Annotated in this window: 14 protein-coding genes; 10 read left to right on the top strand and 4 right to left on the bottom strand. The window is 68.9% G+C overall.

Annotated features, from left to right (window positions below; genetic code table 11):
- Nucleotides 1–87: 87 nt before the first annotated feature.
- Complete coding sequence (locus tag G6N16_RS02335; RefSeq protein WP_234806046.1) at nucleotides 88–612, top strand: ferritin; 525 nt, start codon at nucleotides 88–90, stop codon at nucleotides 610–612.
- 3 nt (nucleotides 613–615) lie between these two features.
- Here G6N16_RS02335 and G6N16_RS02340 read toward each other — a convergent pair whose 3' ends face one another.
- Together G6N16_RS02340 and G6N16_RS02345 are read right to left on the bottom strand one after the other, a co-directional pair.
- Entirely contained in the window at nucleotides 616–1,479 is an 864-nt protein-coding gene (locus G6N16_RS02340) for a glycerophosphodiester phosphodiesterase family protein (RefSeq protein ID WP_083033871.1), read from the bottom strand.
- A complete protein-coding gene (locus G6N16_RS02345; protein ID WP_083033869.1) occupies nucleotides 1,427–2,542 on the bottom strand; it encodes a DUF4328 domain-containing protein in 1,116 nt (371 codons plus the stop codon). Before G6N16_RS02345 ends, G6N16_RS02340 begins: the two co-directional genes overlap by 53 nt.
- 212 nt (nucleotides 2,543–2,754) lie before the next feature.
- On the opposite strand from G6N16_RS02345, the gene G6N16_RS21525 reads away from it, so the two are divergent.
- From G6N16_RS21525 to rraA, 7 genes are all read left to right on the top strand, one after another.
- Nucleotides 2,755–2,907 carry a hypothetical protein gene (locus G6N16_RS21525; RefSeq protein ID WP_165756853.1) on the top strand — a complete coding sequence of 51 codons (153 nt, stop codon included), beginning with the start codon at nucleotides 2,755–2,757 and terminating at the stop codon, nucleotides 2,905–2,907.
- Between the two features lie 166 nt (nucleotides 2,908–3,073).
- Complete coding sequence (locus tag G6N16_RS02350; protein ID WP_083033867.1) at nucleotides 3,074–3,697, top strand: superoxide dismutase; 624 nt, start codon at nucleotides 3,074–3,076, stop codon at nucleotides 3,695–3,697.
- A 193-nt stretch (nucleotides 3,698–3,890) separates the two neighbouring features.
- On the top strand, nucleotides 3,891–4,424 hold the full coding sequence (locus G6N16_RS02355) for a peptidase (RefSeq protein ID WP_083033864.1): 534 nt from the start codon (nucleotides 3,891–3,893) through the stop codon (nucleotides 4,422–4,424).
- Nucleotides 4,425–4,761: 337 nt separating this feature from the next.
- Nucleotides 4,762–5,163: a transcriptional regulator gene (locus G6N16_RS02360; RefSeq protein ID WP_083033862.1), complete on the top strand. Its 402-nt coding sequence runs from the start codon at nucleotides 4,762–4,764 to the stop codon at nucleotides 5,161–5,163.
- Between the two features lie 18 nt (nucleotides 5,164–5,181).
- Complete coding sequence (locus G6N16_RS02365; protein ID WP_083033860.1) at nucleotides 5,182–5,838, top strand: DUF6474 family protein; 657 nt, start codon at nucleotides 5,182–5,184, stop codon at nucleotides 5,836–5,838.
- 81 nt (nucleotides 5,839–5,919) lie between these two features.
- Entirely contained in the window at nucleotides 5,920–6,453 is a 534-nt protein-coding gene (locus G6N16_RS02370; protein ID WP_163787743.1) for a hypothetical protein, read from the top strand.
- A gap of 16 nt (nucleotides 6,454–6,469) precedes the next feature.
- Complete coding sequence (gene rraA / locus G6N16_RS02375; RefSeq protein WP_083032545.1) at nucleotides 6,470–6,943, top strand: ribonuclease E activity regulator RraA; 474 nt, start codon at nucleotides 6,470–6,472, stop codon at nucleotides 6,941–6,943.
- A gap of 189 nt (nucleotides 6,944–7,132) precedes the next feature.
- On the opposite strand, the gene G6N16_RS02380 is transcribed toward rraA, so the two are convergent.
- Nucleotides 7,133–8,608: a flavin-containing monooxygenase gene (locus G6N16_RS02380; RefSeq protein WP_083032499.1), complete on the bottom strand. Its 1,476-nt coding sequence runs from the start codon at nucleotides 8,606–8,608 to the stop codon at nucleotides 7,133–7,135.
- Nucleotides 8,609–8,684: 76 nt separating this feature from the next.
- On the opposite strand from G6N16_RS02380, the gene G6N16_RS02385 reads away from it, so the two are divergent.
- Together G6N16_RS02385 and G6N16_RS02390 are read left to right on the top strand one after the other, a co-directional pair.
- A complete protein-coding gene (locus tag G6N16_RS02385) occupies nucleotides 8,685–9,320 on the top strand; it encodes a TetR/AcrR family transcriptional regulator (protein ID WP_083032500.1) in 636 nt (211 codons plus the stop codon).
- A 163-nt stretch (nucleotides 9,321–9,483) separates the two neighbouring features.
- Nucleotides 9,484–10,323, top strand: coding sequence for an LLM class F420-dependent oxidoreductase (locus G6N16_RS02390; RefSeq protein WP_083032502.1), 840 nt, complete (start codon nucleotides 9,484–9,486; stop codon nucleotides 10,321–10,323).
- A gap of 142 nt (nucleotides 10,324–10,465) precedes the next feature.
- Here the strand turns inward: G6N16_RS02390 and eccCa are convergent, their stop codons facing one another.
- Nucleotides 10,466–14,545 carry a type VII secretion protein EccCa gene (gene eccCa / locus G6N16_RS02395; RefSeq protein WP_083032504.1) on the bottom strand — a complete coding sequence of 1,360 codons (4,080 nt, stop codon included), beginning with the start codon at nucleotides 14,543–14,545 and terminating at the stop codon, nucleotides 10,466–10,468.
- Nucleotide 14,546: the final 1 nt, after the last annotated feature.

A 14,546-nucleotide genomic window follows, 5' to 3' on the forward strand; every position in this document is an offset into this window, starting at 1 on the left:
TGAAACCCTCTCTCACGTTAGGGAATGCTGCCCTGAGTTAGGCGTACCTTCCATATCATGCCCTCTGACCTGCGGTATTATCGACCCGTGCATGTAGCAGAGGCGGCCGAATCCAAGTTCCACATCCTGCTGACCGACCAGGTCCGCAACGAATTCACCGCCTCCCAGCAATACCTCGCGATCGCCGTGCACTGCGACGACGCCGACCTGCCCCAGCTGGCCCGGTTCTTCTACACCCAGGCCGAGGAGGAACGCGCGCACGCCCTGCGGGTGGTGCGCTACCTGCTCGACCGCGGCATCCGGGTCGAGGTCCCCGGTGTCGACGAGGTCCGCAACGACTTCGACGACATCCGCGACGCCGTCGCGCTGGCGCTGGCCTCCGAACAGGTGGTGACCGACCAGGTCACCCGGCTGGCCGCCGCCGCCCGCGACGAGTTCGACTTCCTGGGCGAGGAGTTCATGGGCTGGTTCCTCAAAGAGCAGGTCGAGGAGGTCGCCACCATGACCACGCTGCTGCGTGTCGTCGACCGCGCCGCGGGCAACCTGTTCGACATCGAGGACTTCGTGGCCCGGGAGATGGTCCCGGGCGCGGTCGCCGCTCCCGCCGAGTAATCCTCAGCCGCCCAGCCACTTCCGGGTCCGGCCCGGATGGTTGGTGGCCACCCAGTTCACGCCGACATCCCGGCAGAACGTGACATCGGCAAACTCGTCGACGGTCCAGCAGTACACCCCGCGCCCGGCCGCCACGGCACGCTCCACCAGCTGCGGCCGTTCCCGCAGCGTGCCGATGGACGGTCCTACCGACCGGACGCCCGGCGGCCCGGCGTTGGCTGCGCCCGACGCCCCGGCGGACCCGGCACCGAGAAACCGCGCCGCCTCGCCCAGCTGCACGGTCGGCAGCATGGGGGCACTGCGACGCACCCGCCAGACCGCCGCCGTCGAGAAGGACATCATCACCGCGTGCACGCGGGCCGCGTGCCGCGGTTCGACCAGTCCGTAACCGTCCAGCAGCTCCAGCAGCCGTCGCTCCACCAGCGCGCCGTAGCGCACCGGATGTTTGGTCTCGATGAACAGCGTGACCGGTTGACCCCAGTCGAAGGCCAGCTCGACCAGTTCGGTCAGGCACAGCACCCCCGGCTCGTCTCCGGCGCCGCCGTCGTGCCAGGACGAGAAGTCGAGCTCGTTGAGTTGCGCCAGCGTCATCTCGCTGACCACGCCGGTGCCGTTGGAGGTGCGATCGACCCGCCGGTCGTGAACGCAGACCAGTTGCCCGTCCCGGGTCAACCGCACATCGCACTCAAGCCCGTCGGACCCCTGGTCCAGCGCCAGCTCGTAGGCACCCCGGGTGTGCTCGGGCCGCTGCGCCGACGCACCCCGGTGCGCGACGACGCGCGGGGACTCGCCGCTCACCGCGTCGGCATGCGGACTAGGCGATCCGGCCGGCGCCGACGGGTTCGACGTCGACCGGCGGTTCGGCATCGGGCTCATCGGCCGGCTCGGCGGAGTCCGCCTCCGCAACGCCGACCGGCTGCGGCGCGGTGACCGGCACCCAGCGGTGCAGCGGCCGGTCGACCGGCTTGGCCTCGAAATCGCGGAACACCCTCATCAGCGCCCAGACCGTCGCGGCGGCCAGCAGGTAGCCGACGATCGCGGCCAGCGTCGTATCGGCGACGCCCTGGGTGTCGGTGGCGAATCCGGTCCACAGCGCAAAGCCGGAGACCGTCATCACGGCCCCCGAGACCAGGGTGCTGGCCACCCACAGCAGCCACCACTGCCGGATCTGCCGGCGGCACCGGTGATAGCCGGCCTCGGCGGTGGCCAGCTCGATGACGAAGACGGGCGACCAGAACAGATTCCAGATGGGGACCACACACCCCGCCCACAGCTCGGGTCGCGAGCGCGGGTCCTTCTCGCCGCGACTGGCGTAGCTCAGTTCGCGGCGGTGCACCAGCCAGCCGGTGAGCACCAGGGTCAGGGCCAGCAGCGCCACCAGCGAGAGGACCGCACCCAGCACTGCCAACAGGTTGGCGCCCAGCGCCACGAACGGGTAGATCAGCACGGTGCGGTTGAGGATCATCAGTAGATAGCGCAGCAGGTAGGCCGCCGCGGCGCCGAGCAGAACCGCCTGCGTCACCGTGGCGACGATCTGCACCCCGCGGGCGGACATCCGGTTGTGCTCGCCGGCCGATTCGTCCTCGGTCACCGGCGGCGGATCGGGCAGCGACCAGCGCGGAATGTACTGGTAGTGCGGGGTGGGGCCGAGTGCGACGCGGGGTCGCCGCTGCCGCGGCGGGGATCCGGGCCGCACCGCGATCCAGCGGTAACCGGGACGGGCGGGCGCGACAGCGGCGGCCGGGGCGCTGCCCGCGGCGGCCGCGCCGGCCGCGGGGGCACCATCCGGCGCCACCGCGGCAGGAGCCGCGCCGCCCGCGGCGGGGGCACCCGTCGGGGCCAGCAGGGCACCCGGACAGCGTGGGCACCATTCCCGGCGCTGGTCGCGCACGTTCCACCGGGTGCCGCAGGACGAACAGACCTGGATCACCGGTTCAGCCTAGCGACGCCGCGGCCCCTCGTCGCGCGCCAGTTGCCGACGATGGGATTCCGGCCCGCGCGGGACGGGTCCGGTGATGCGGCCGAATCGATTTCGCGCGCACCGGCCGAGGGGCTATGATCGCGCACACAGCTTTGCGATTGTGAGACTTGTCACCGAGTCGGTGCTTGCAATTGCACGCAGTGGGCGAAGGAGGGAGCGAGGTGGGCACGCAGGAATTCAGTTCCGGACCCGTGGCACCGTCGTGGCATCCGTCCTCGATCGTCTACAGCCGCTCCTATCTGAGCGCCTGCCTGCGGGCCGGGGCCATCGCCCTGATGTTGCTGGCGATCCTGCTCGCCGTCGTCATCTTCTGAAACAATTCCGCGCGCAACGCCGTCCTGGTCAATCCCGGCCCCCGTGATCGGGGCGCCTTGCCATGCGAGTAGACATGGAGCAAGGTGGTTTGTGTGGCCCGAGCATGGCCATCTTCGCGACCGTGACCACCGTCATAACCCGCGCTTTCTGCAGAGAGGATCTTTCGTGGCCGACTACACGCTGCCCGACCTGGACTGGGATTACGGTGCCCTGGAGCCCCACATCTCCGGTCAGATCAACGAGCTGCACCACAACAAGCACCACGCCGCGTACGTCGCCGGCGTGAACTCGGCGGTGGCCAAGCTCGAGGAGGCCCGCGCCAACGACGACCACGCGGCGATCTTCCTCAACGAGAAGAACCTCGCTTTCCACCTCGGTGGGCACGTCAACCATTCGATCTGGTGGAAGAACCTGTCCCCCAACGGCGGCGACAAGCCCACCGGAGACCTGGCCGCCGCCATCGACGACCAGTTCGGGTCGTTCGACAAATTCCGCGCCCAGTTCACCGCCGCGGCCAACGGCCTGCAGGGGTCCGGCTGGGCGGTGCTCGGCTACGACAGCCTCGGTGACAAGCTGCTGACCTTCCAGCTCTATGACCAGCAGGCCAACGTGCCGCTGGGCATCATCCCGCTGCTGCAGGTCGACATGTGGGAGCACGCCTTCTACCTGCAGTACAAGAACGTCAAGGCCGACTACGTGAAGGCCTTCTGGAACGTCGTCAACTGGGAGGACGTGCAGAACCGCTACGCGGCGGCGACCACCAAGACCCAAGGTCTGATCTTCGGCTGATACCGAACTCTGCCGAAGGCGGGGTGCCGTGCCCGACGGGCGCACACCCCGCCTTCGTCGTTGTCGGGCCCGTCGTTATCCAACAGCGGCCGTGTTGCGGTTGCGAACCACGGTGAAAGTGGCTCATTCTGAGGCGAACCGGCCCGTCGGCGTGTCGATCAGCAGCTCGAACCGACCAGTCACGGAGGTTGCCATGGCTTCCGGATCCGGTCAGGCCATCGGCCTGGCCCCCTTCCAACTCGATGGTGCGCTCAAGGGCTTCGTGGTCTCGGGGCGCTGGCCGGACTCCACCAAGGAATGGGCGCAGCTGTTGATCGTGACGGTCCGGATCGCGTCGGTGCCCGGCCTGCTGTCCACCACGACGGTGTTCGGGGTCCGCGAGGAACTTCCCGAACGGCCCGAGCCGGGCACCGTCGGCCTGGTGCTGGCCGAGGGGCCGGTCGTCGGCGATGAAGCCGTGGAACCCGGGCGCTTCGCGGGCCACCAGCCTCCGGCGCTGCTGGTTCTGCACCCCCCGTCGGAAACCACCCCGACGCTGCCCGAATGCGCGGGCGCCGCGTCGGGGTGCGTGCTGCTGCCCGGATTGCCCCACCTAGGCCTGGAGCATCGCGCGGCGTGGGTGGAAGCCGAGTCCGACGGCACCGTCACCTCGATGGTGAGCCGCGTCGGCATCGACCCGATCGCCGATCCCGACACCGCGGTGCTGGCCATGCTGCTGGCCTCCTGACCCGGGCCTCCGTTGTCGGACAGCAAATCACGCACATGAACGGCCTCGGCATCGGGAACGTTGCCGGGGGTGGCCGGGGGCGGGCCTCTAACCGCCCTGCACCGGCCGGCCGATAACCTACTGATGAGTAACCTGGTAATGCCGTTCCGCAAGGAAAATCCGGTAAATACGCCCGCCGACCAGCGACGCAGCACCTGAGTTCCGACAAATTCGGAAGCAAATGTAAGCTGCTGGTTGAGTTTGCACTTGGCGGCGTCAGGCATCGTGGCTAGCATGGTCAGCAAATCGACCATTCGCGCTTGCCGAGCACCCTTGGCTATGGAAGGTCCCATTCACCATGAGCACGACGTTCGCCGCACGGCTTAATCGCCTGTTCGACACGGTCTACCCACCCGGTCGCGGCCCGCACACCTCCGCCGAGGTGATCGCCGCGCTCAAATCCGAGGGCATCACGATGTCGGCGCCGTACCTGTCGCAGCTCCGTTCCGGCAACCGGACCAATCCGTCGAGCGCCACCACCACCGCGCTGGCGAACTTCTTCCGCATCAAGCCCGCCTACTTCACCGACGACGACTACTACGAGAAGCTCGACGCCGAGCTGACCTGGCTGTCGGCGGTCCGCACCGACGAGGGCGCACGTCGCATCGCGACCACTACCGTCGGACTCTCCCCGGAGGCCAAGCAGGAATTGCTTCGCACCGCCGAAGAACTGCGCCGCCGCGAACACCTCGACGGCTGACCGGTCTACAGTTTGCCGATGGGCTTGATCAGGAAGCGGAAGAGCAGGGCAACCCGGCGCGCTGAAGCCAAGGCACTCAAGACCAAGGCGCGGGCGCAGGCCAAGTACGAGGCGAAGAACGAACGACGCCGGATCAAGGCCGAATCGCGCAGCGCGAACCGGGCAACGGCCGCGGCGCTCAAGGCATCCCGGGACGCCGACAAGACCGCCATCAAGGTCGCCGAGACCGAACTCAAGGCCGCCCGCGAAGGGCGCGTGCTGTCCCCCACCCGGATCCGCCGCAGCTTGACGGTGACCCGCCTGCTGGCGCCGGTGCTCGTTCCCGTCGTCTATCGGGCAGCGATCGCCATCCGCGGGCATCTCGACCAGCAGCGCGCCGATCGCCTCGGCGTCCCGCTGGCCCAGCTCGGCCAGTACTCCGGGGAGAGCGGCGTGCTGTCGGCACGGGTGGCCGGGGCGGAGAAATCCCTGCGCGCACTGGTCGAGGCGCACCCCAAGGACGCCGAGACCAAACAGTTCGCCGGCGCCATCGGTGCCCGGTTGGCCGACCTGGCGGCCGCCATCACCGCTTCCGAGTCCATGCCCCCGGCTCGCCGTCGCACCGCCCAGGCCGCCGTGTCCGACCAGCTCGACGGGATCGAGGCAGATCTGCTCGCCCGGCTCGGAGTCGGCTGACCGCGAGCCCCATTTGGCATGATGGGCCACGGGGCAGATTCCGCCCTCCACACTTTTGAACCTCCGAAGGAGTCGCAGCACATGCCCGACCCGCAGGATCAGCCCGCTGACCAGCCTGAGGCCACGCCGGCCGCGCCGCCCGTGACGAAGGCCGCCGCCAAGAAGGCCCCGGCGAAAAAGGCCGCACCGGCGAAGAAGGCTGCTGCAGCCAAGGCTCCGGCGAAGAAGGCAGCCGCCAAGAAGGCAGCCGCCCCGAAGGCCCCGTCCGCTCCGGTGGCCGAGCCGACCGCCGAGACCGCCGCCGAGAAGCCGACAGCGCCCAAGCCGGCCCCGAAGCCCGCCGCCCCGGCACCCCCGGCACCCTCTGCTCCGGCACCTGCGGAGCCCGCTGCTCCGGCAGCCGCGAAGCCCGTCGAGGCACCCGCCGCCAAACCGCTCGCCGAGGTGGTGGCGAGCGCCAAGGCGACCGTCGAGCAGGCCACCGATCCGACCCCGGCTCCGGCCGCGCTGCCCGCACCCGCGACCGGCCGTTCCCCGGTGCCCGCGCTCGTCGCTCTGGCCCTCGCCGTACTGGCGATTCTGCTGGTACGACGGTTGCGCCGCGACGACGAGTGACCGCTACCATGTGCCGGTGACTCTCACCCCGCAACCCACCGCAGATCTGGTCGACGAGATCGGACCCGACGTCCGCAGCTGTGACCTGCAGTTCCGCCAGTTCGGTGGCCGGGATTCGTTCGCCGGTCGGATCGTCACAGTGCGCTGCTACCAGGACAACGCGCTGCTGAAGTCGGTGCTGGGCGAACCCGGTGAAGGCCGGGTGCTGGTGGTCGACGGCGCCGGCAGCCTGCACACCGCACTGGTCGGCGACCTCATCGCCGAGCTCGGCCGCAGCAACGGCTGGGCAGGGCTGGTCCTCAACGGCGCAGTCCGCGATGCCCCCACCCTGCGCACCCTCGACATCGGCATCAAGGCGCTGGGCACCAACCCGCGCAAATCCACCAAGACCGGAGCCGGTGAGCGTGACGTCCCCATCGGCTTCGGCGGCGTCACCTTCATCCCCGGCGAGATCCTGCACAGCGATGACGACGGCATCGTCGTGCTCTAATCGGGATACCCCCGCCGACGCGAAAACCGCACGCCCCCAACGGGGTACGTGCGGTTTTCGCGTTCTGGCGCCGCTCGTCGGTCAGGCGGTGCTGCTACGCCTGACCTCTCCTCGCGGAAAAACGCCGCTCGTCGGTCAGGCGGTGCTGCTGCGCCTGACCTCTCCTCGCGGAAAAACGCCGCTCGTCGGTCAGGCGGTCACCGGCTCCGGGGCACGATTCCGGCTGAAGTGCAGCGACCCCTCGTCCACCTTGTCCATCCGCAGAACCTTGTAGTCCTGCAGGTAGTTCTGCCGGAACTTCCACGGTCCGCGGTCTCCCGACTTGGGCAGATCATCCATCGCCCGCAGCAGGTAGCCGGAGTTGAAGTCCGTGGTGAAGGGCTGCGCCTGGACGTCGGCGGGCACCTGCGCCTCGACCTTGTTGTAGCCGTGGGCGTCCATGTAGTTGAGCAGGCGGCAGACGTACCCGGAGACCAGGTCGGCCTTCAGCGTCCACGACGAGTTGAGGTAGCCGACGGTGACCGAGGCGTTCGGCACGCCGGAGAGCAGCGCGCCCTTGTACACCACGGAGTCGGACAGGTTGACCGGCTCACCGTTGCGGGTCACCTTCGCACCGCCGCCCAGCTGCATGTTCAGGCCGGTCGCGGTGATGATGATGTCGGCTTCCAGCTCCTCACCCGAGCCCAGTTTGACGCCCTTTTCGGTGAAGGTCTCGATGGTGTCGGTGACCACCTCGGCGTCACCGTGCTTGATGGCCTTGAACAGCGCGGCGTCGGGGTCCAGGCACACCCGCTGATCCCACGGGTTGTACCGCGGATTGAAGTGCCGGTTCACGTCGTAGCCCTCCGGCAGCCGGTGCTTGGCCATGGTCAGCAGGGTCTTGCGCATGTAGCCGGGGAACCGCCGGGACAGCTGGTACTGAGCGGTGGAGAAGCCCACTTTGTAGAGGCGGTTGATGTGGTGGGCCAGCCCGGTCGGCAGGTACTTCAGGGTGCGCTGGGTGAGCGGGTCCACGCCCGGCAGCACACCGACGAAGGTCGGCGAACGCTGCAGCATGGTGACGTGGCCGGCTCCGGAGTTGGCCAGCGCCGGGATCAGCGTGACGGCGGTGGCGCCGGAGCCGATGACGACGATCCGCTTGCCCTGGTAGTCCAGGTCCTCGGGCCAGTGCTGCGGGTGCACCAGGGTGCCCCGGTAGTTCTCCTCGCCCGGGAACTTCGGCCGGTAGCCCTCGTCGTAGTTGTAGTAGCCGGAGCAGACCATCACGAACGAGGCGTTGAGCTCCGTGGCCTTGCCGTCGGCCTCGATGCTGATGGTCCACTGGTTGTCGGGGTCCGACCAGTCCGCGGACAGCACCTTCTGGCCGTACCGGATGTGCTTGTCGATGCCGTTCTCGACGACGGTCTCACGTAGGTAGTTCTTGATCGCACCACCGTCGGCGATGCCGCGGGCGGAGGTCCACGGCTTGAAGCCGAAGCCGAGGGTGTACATATCGGAGTCCGAGCGAATGCCCGGGTAGCGGAACAGGTCCCAGGTGCCGCCGAGGTCGTCGCGGCGCTCCAGAATCACATAGCTCTTCTCGGGACATTCCTTCTGCAGGTGCCAGGCCGCACTGATGCCCGAGATTCCCGCCCCGATGATCACCACATCAACGTGTTCAGTCATGCCGCCATGTTATCGACGCGATGTTGAGTTAGTCAACACTCTGTTGAATTTTTCAACATCGGGTTAAGGTAGAGCCGTGACCACCCTCGACAACAAGCGCGCCCGGCGCTCCAGCCGACCCACCGGCGACGAGCGCCAGCGGGCCATCCTCGATACCGCGGAACGGCTGTTGCGCGAGCGGGCGTTCACCGATATCTCCGTCGATGACCTGGCAAAAGGCGCCGGGCTGTCCCGTCCCACCTTCTACTTCTATTTCGCGTCCAAGGACGCGGTGCTGCTGACCCTGTTCGAGCAGATGATGTCCGATGCCGACACCATCTTCGAATCGCTGGTCGGCTCGGTCGAGCTCGGCGATCCGCTGGTGACCCTCCGCACCGGAATCAGTGCCTTCTTCACCGCATTCGGCAAGCACCGCGCCGTCACCCTGGCCGGCGCCGCCGCCAAAACGCTGCACCCGGAGTTCCAGGTGGTCTGGTCGGGGTTCATGCAGCGCTGGGTCGACTACACCGCGCTGCTGATCGAGGCCGAACGCGAACGCGGGAACGCGCCGACGACCCTTCCGGCCGTCGATATCGCAGTGTCGCTGAACCTGATGAACGAACGTGCGATGTATGGCGCGCTGGCGAACGAGCCGCCCGCCGTGGCCGACGAGAAGGTCGTCGACACCCTCGCCCACATCTGGTTCACCGCCATCTACGGCCGCACCCCCTAAACACCCCACCCCGTTGATCCAGACACCACGCCGGCAGATCTGCCCGGTTCGGCAGCGTGGGATCTGAACCGACGGCGCAGATAGCCGAAATGCGGTTCGGCACCGCAGCCCGTCACGCCGACCATGCGGCGGGAGGTGGGCGTGGCGGCTAGCATCGGCAGACGTGCGCTTCGCCTTCAAGACCTCCCCGCAGAACACCGAATGGGCCGACATGCTGGCCGTCTGGCAGGCCGCCGACGGCATCGACGTCTTCGAATCCGGTTGGACCTTCGACCACTTCTATCCGATCTTCTCCGACCCCACCGGGCCGTGTCTGGAGGGCTGGGTCACTCTCGCCGCCCTGGCCCAGGCCACTACCCGGCTGCGGATCGGGGTGATGGTCACCGGCATCCACTACCGGCACCCGGCAGTGCTGGCCAATATGGCCTCGGCGCTGGACATTGTCTCCGCCGGTCGCCTCGAGCTGGGCATCGGCGCCGGCTGGAACGAGGAGGAGTCCGGCGCCTACGGCATCGAGCTCGGCTCGATCCGGGAGCGGTTCGACCGGTTCGAGGAGGCCTGCCAGGTTCTTCTCGGCCTGCTCACGCAGGAAACAACGACCTTCGATGGCCGGTACTACCAACTCACCGACGCTCGCAACGAACCCAAGGGCGTGCAGAAACCGCACCCGCCGATCTGCATCGGGGGTAGCGGCGAGAAGCGCACTCTGCCGCTGACCGCGCGCTACGCCAATCACTGGAATTTCATGGGCGGCAGCCCGGAAGAGTTCGCCCGCAAACGCGACGTGCTGGCGGCCGCCTGCGCCGACATCGGCCGCGACCCAGCCGAGATCACCCTCAGCGCCCACGTGCGCCTGGACGCGGACCTCGACTACGCCAAGGTGGTCGACGATTCCCTGGCGCTGGGCGCCGAGGGTCTCGACCTGGCCATCGTCTACCTCCCCACCCCGCACACGCCGGCCGTGCTGGAGCCTCTGGCCGAGGCCATCCGCGACGCCGGGTAGAAGCGCCCCGGCGTCGGTCTCCACCGCGCCTGCCCGACCCCGGCCGTCGAGACAGTCCACACGCCGGCGAGGACCCGGCGGGCAGCAGCGTGGTGTCTGCACCAACGATCGAGGCGGCGCCTGCGCACCGAGCGATGGCGGCTCAGTCCGGCCGCCCGACCAGCACGCCCTCGATCTCCCCCTCGACGGTCACCAGCTGGCCCCGGCCGGGCGGCAGCTGCTGGGCGCTGATCCGGCCGAACACCTTCACCGTGGTGGGGTCGTTGTCCATGAACAGCGTCGGCGCCCGCGAGCTGGTCAACCGGGCGACCAACGGATTCATCACCGCCGCCGCGGCCCAGTTGCCGGGCAGCCGGGCCGCCACCACGTGCAGCCCGATCTCTCGGCTGCGTTCGATCAACGGCCACAGCGGCGCGCTGGCGGCGGCCTTGCCCAGCACCACTCCGGCGGCCCGCAGTTCCTGTTCGTCGTCGATGAGCACCAGGTGGTGCGGTCCCGTCCAGGGTTTGCGGTTCAGCAGTTCCTCCTGGCTCAGGCCCGACGGCGGCAGCCGCAGCGTCAGTTCCGCGGCCAGTCCGGCCAGCGCCTCGTCGATGTCGTCGGCGGTGTACGCGTAGCCGGTGACGTGCGGCCCCTGGACCCGGCCGATCAGGCTGGTCTTGGGGTCGATGATGGTGATGTGCAGCTGGTCGGGGGTCAGCCGGGACATCGCCGCCTGGCCGATCGCCGCCAGCGCGGTGGTCTTGCCACAGCCCTGGCGCCCGACGATCAGCAGGTTGGGCAGCACCGCGGCCGGCAGCACCACCGGCGCCAGCGCCCGCTCCCCCAGCGCGAACGGGAGGTTCAGCGGGTCCGCGGCGCCCGGGGTCGCGTCGAACGCCGTCAGCACCGACGACAGGGCGATCCGCTGCGGCAGCCGGGCCAGGGTGTCGACCCGCGCCACCCCGGTCAACTCGGCGATCGCCCGGCCGGTGTCGCGGGTGGAGAGCCGGTTGCCGCCGGCGTCGAGGATCTCCGGCAGGCCCATCAGCAACTCGTGCCCGCCCGCGGTGACACCGAATCCGGGCCGGTCCGGTACCCGTCGGGCGGCGCGCCGGTGGTCGATCCCCGTCCCCATCTGGGTCTCGTCGGGATTGCTCAGCCGCAGCTGGATCCGGGCGTTGGAGATGTTGATCAGCGCCTGACGTTGCCCGACCAGCCAACCGCCGGCGCTACTCATCACGTGAATGCCGTAGGACAGGCCCTGGCGGGCCAGGGCGATCACCCGGTCCCCGGTTGCCATGTCCTTCTCGTAGAGGTCGCCGAAGTTGTCGACCACCAGGAACACGTCGCCGAAGTGGTCATCGGGATCGGTGCCCCGACTGTCGGCGTCCCGCCCGAAACGCCGGTCTCGGAACTCGGCGATGTCGATCTGGAACGCCTTGAACGCCGCCTCCCGCGCGTCTCGCAGCGCCTCCAGGGTTGCCAGGGTCCGCGCCACGCCCTCGGCGTCGGTCATCGACACCACCGCCGCCACGTGCGGCAGCTCCTCGGCCGGGAACAGCGCCGAGCCGATGCCGTAGAAGGTGATCCGTTCGGGTCGGTACATCAGCGCCGCGGTGGTCATCAGGGTCATCAGGGCGGTGGACTTTCCGCGCTGGGTGGTGCCGACCACCATCACGTTGTCCATCGCCGCGTCGACGACGTGCACCCGCTGGGTGTGATCCTCGGGCAGATCCTCGATGCCGGCCGGGAACACCAGTCCCGGGTTGTCGCCGTAGTCCTGCTGCCACGGTTTGCCCCGCCATGCCTGAACCAGCCGGTCGGCGGTTTCGGGTGCTTCCAGTGGCGGCAGCCAGATCCGGTGGGGCGCCCGGGCCGGATGCGCGACGAGGGCGTCGCGGATCACCTCGAGCAGCTTCATCCGCTTGAAACCGTCGTCGTGGTACAGGAATTCATCGGGTTCGGGTTCGACGTCGACGGCAGCCAGTGCGGCGGCGTCCGCCTCCGACAGTGGCTGGTGCTGCCAGGTCAGCGCCCGTGGACGGTCGAGGGACAGGTCGACCGTGGCGGGGCCGCAGTCGGCCTTGGGCACGACGAACGGCGTCGACACGTAGAAGCAGCGGAACTGTTCGAGCTCCCGGGGACCGACCTTGAGCAACGCGTACCCGTTGTCCTGCGACGGCAGGTGCAGCGCGGCGTCGCTGCCGATCACATCGCGGGAGTCCTCGGCCGTCTCGGCGCGCAGGGCGACCCGAAAGGCGATGTTGCTCTTGGCCTTACTCAGCGAGGAAAGGTCCAGGCGTTGCCCGCCGAGGGTGAAGAAGACGTTGCAGCCGCGGCCCTCCTGGCCGATGTGGATCACCAGGTCGATCCAGTCCGGGTGGTGATGAAACAGCTCCAGGTATTCGTCGATGATCACCAGCAGGATCGGCACCGGCTCCAGATCCCGGCCGGCCAGCCGCATCTCCTCGTACTCGTTGGCGTCCCGTGCTCCGGCCTGTTTGAACAATCGGTAACGACGGGCGATTTCACCGTTGACGGCCTTGCGCATCCGCTCGGCCAGATGCCGGTCGTCCTTACCCAGGTTCGACAGCGAACCGGCCACGTGCGGCAGCCCGGCCAGGTCCTGGGCGGCGGATTCGAACTTCATGTCGACGAAGATGATGTTGAACGTCTCCGGCGAATGGGTGAGTGCGATCCCGTTGCACAGCGCCAGGAAGTATTCCGACTTCCCGGATCCCGACGTGCCGATCACCACCGAGTGGAAGCCGTATCCGCCGAAGTCCTTGGCCCGCAACGAGATGTTCTGCAGCTCGCCGCCCGGTTTCACCCCGACCGGAACGGTCGCCCACAGCGGGTCGGCGCGGCCGCGCCGCTGCGCCCACAGTCGGTCGATGTCGAGCCGGCGCGGGTCGGTGATACCGAGGGCCCGCAGCAGCTCCGCGCCCTGGCCCGGCGTCTCCGCCTGTTCGCCGGCACCCAGTGGCGTCCAGCGCGCCAACGCGCGCGCATACCGGGCGGCCGTCGACTCCGACAGCTCGTCGGGCTTGGCGTAGAACGATCCGCCGTGCCGCAGCACACCGTCGTGCAGCTCGAATCGCTCGTCGTCGCAGGAGAATCCGACGCCGACGCCGGGCCGCGCGGCCAGTCGCAGCACGGTGATGCCGGACATGCCCATCCGGCCGGTCACCCCCTCCCAAGCGTCCGGGGCGGTGACGGCGTCGTCGACGATCAGCCAGTGCGGGCGCGGGCGGTCGGTTCCCCGGGCCATCGGCGAGGGCATCGACACCGGACTGGCGGTACTCGGCGGGCTCCACGGACCGCGGCTCTTGTGGTGCAGTTCGGCGTCGAGCTCCTCCTCCAGTTCACCCGGTGAGGCGAACACCAGCCGCCGGGGTCCGCAGGCGTCGAAGCGGGTGTCGTGTTGGTTGTGCGGCAGCCACAGTAGCCACGCCCAGTGCTCGGGGTGCCGGGTGACCAGCAGGATCTTCACCTCGGCCGGACTGTGGTAGGCGGCCACCGAGCACAGCGCGGCCCGGGCAACCGCGCGCCGCTGCGCCGCATCGTCGCCGATCACCGAGAATCCGGGCCGCGACCGCAGGCTGAGCACCTTGCCGATGTCGCGAATCCTGCTCTGCTCCAGGATGAAATCGCGCAGCGCGCCGCCGGTGACCGGTTCGAGTTCTTCGCCGACGGGCACCTCGGGCCATTGCAGCGATACCGCGGAGTCCGCGGCCTGCTGGATCCCGATGCCGATGCGTACGTCCAGGAAGTCGGGGTCGGCCGGGCGCCGCTCCCACATCCGCGGACTGCCGATGACCGCGTCGAGTGTGCGCGGGTCGGCGTGGACGAACTGCTGACCGCGCCGCTGCTGGTCGGCCGCGCGCTGGATCTCGTCGCGGTCATCGTCGAGCTGGCGCAGGTATCCGCGGCGCTGCCGCTCCAGTTCTCCCCAGCCGATCCGGCGACCGCGGCCCAGCCGGCCGCTGAACATCATGGCGCCGAATCCGACGAGACCGATCATCGGGAAGAAGCCCGACTGCAGCGATCGCACGCCGGAGGCGTACATCACCACCAGGGTCCCGATGATGCCGACCAGCAGCGCCGGGATGGCAATCATCAGCAGGATGTTTCGGGGTTCCCGCTCCGGCAGGGCCAGCGGCGCGGCGACGGCCACCCGCGCCGGAGGCAGAACCGGCGGTGGAATCCGTTGCGGACGAACGTATCCGCGCTTCGACACG

The sequence above is a fragment of the Mycolicibacterium insubricum genome (assembly GCF_010731615.1).
Taxonomy (GTDB): Bacteria; Actinomycetota; Actinomycetes; order Mycobacteriales; family Mycobacteriaceae; genus Mycobacterium; species Mycobacterium insubricum.

Excerpts from the sequence above, each read along its gene's own strand:
- G6N16_RS02340 (WP_083033871.1), bottom strand. The coding sequence starts at position 1,479 with ATGCCGAACCGCCGGTCGACGTCGAACCCGTCGGCGCCGGCCGGATCG.
- G6N16_RS02380 (WP_083032499.1), bottom strand. The coding sequence starts at position 8,608 with ATGACTGAACACGTTGATGTGGTGATCATCGGGGCGGGAATCTCGGGC.
- G6N16_RS02365 (WP_083033860.1), top strand. The coding sequence starts at position 5,182 with ATGGGCTTGATCAGGAAGCGGAAGAGCAGGGCAACCCGGCGCGCTGAA.
- G6N16_RS02360 (WP_083033862.1), top strand. The coding sequence starts at position 4,762 with ATGAGCACGACGTTCGCCGCACGGCTTAATCGCCTGTTCGACACGGTC.
- G6N16_RS02355 (WP_083033864.1), top strand. The coding sequence starts at position 3,891 with ATGGCTTCCGGATCCGGTCAGGCCATCGGCCTGGCCCCCTTCCAACTC.
- G6N16_RS02370 (WP_163787743.1), top strand. The coding sequence starts at position 5,920 with ATGCCCGACCCGCAGGATCAGCCCGCTGACCAGCCTGAGGCCACGCCG.